This is a genomic window from Segeticoccus rhizosphaerae, assembly GCF_009192725.1.
In the GTDB taxonomy this organism is placed as follows: domain Bacteria; phylum Actinomycetota; class Actinomycetes; order Actinomycetales; family Dermatophilaceae; genus Segeticoccus; species Segeticoccus rhizosphaerae.
This window is the reverse complement of record NZ_VOHR01000629.1, coordinates 1-905: the sequence shown is the minus strand read 5'-3', so window position 1 is coordinate 905 and position 905 is coordinate 1. Positions and strand designations below refer to the sequence as shown.

Below are 905 nucleotides of genomic sequence, written 5' to 3'. Positions count from 1 at the left end.
GACCGTCGCCGTGCGGGCCGGCTCGGCGGCGGTGGCCCGGATGGGCGCCCAGCCCGACCCCGAGCTCGCGTCCTGACCGGGATGGTGGACTGCCGGATCAGCTCGGGCGGACGACGAGGACGACCTGGCGACCGGCGACGCGGGTGATGACGAGGGTTGCCTCTCGGTCACCGCTCAGGTGCAGCTGCCGGCGCAGCTGGTCGGCGTCGACCGTGACGCCCCGCTTCTTGATGGTCACTCGCCCGACGCCCCGGTCGCGCAGATGGGCGCGAAGCCGCTTGACCCCCCACGGCATCGCGTCCTCGACGACGAAGCGGCGCGCGAAGGGCAGCTCGCGGGTCCGCTCGGACGTGACGTAACCGACGCCCGGGTCGAGCTCGGCGCCGTCAACCTCCGCGCTGACCGCACCGGTCAGACCGGCTCGGATCACGGCCCTGTCCGGCTCGTAGAGCACGTGTCCGAGCGCGTCGAGACCCGGCAACGGCGGGATCTCGGCGGTGACGTCGGCCTCGGTGACCGTTGCTGCGCGTCCGTCTGAGCCGATGACCTGCGCGCTGCGGCCCGAACGGCGCACCAACGCACCCCACCAGACGACGCACTCCACCACCTCACCCCGGTATGACGTCCACTGGGCCTCACAGCCGGCGGGCACCGAGGCGTGCGGGAAGGCCGGGCTGAGCTTCGCGCCCACGGCCGGCAGGGACGCCGCGACCTGCTGCACCGTGGCCCAGCTCGGCGAGATCGCGTCGAGCCGGAAGACCCTCCTGGTGCGCCCCATCCCGTCGGCGACGCCGGGTAGGCGGCGTGCCGGGTCGAGCCAGGCCCCTGCGTGGCGGGCACCCTCGCCGGCGGGGAGCCGGGTCTGCTCCACGGACCCGACCAGCGTCGACGCCGAGGGCCAGTGC

The 905-nt window shown here is 74.5% G+C and carries 1 protein-coding gene; it reads right to left on the bottom strand.

Features of this window, described 5'->3' with window-relative positions; translation table 11 throughout:
- Positions 1 to 97: 97 nt before the first annotated feature.
- Positions 98 to 905 (bottom strand): THUMP-like domain-containing protein (locus tag FRW57_RS22190; RefSeq protein WP_420853286.1); only part of this gene is annotated, 808 nt, incomplete at its 5' end.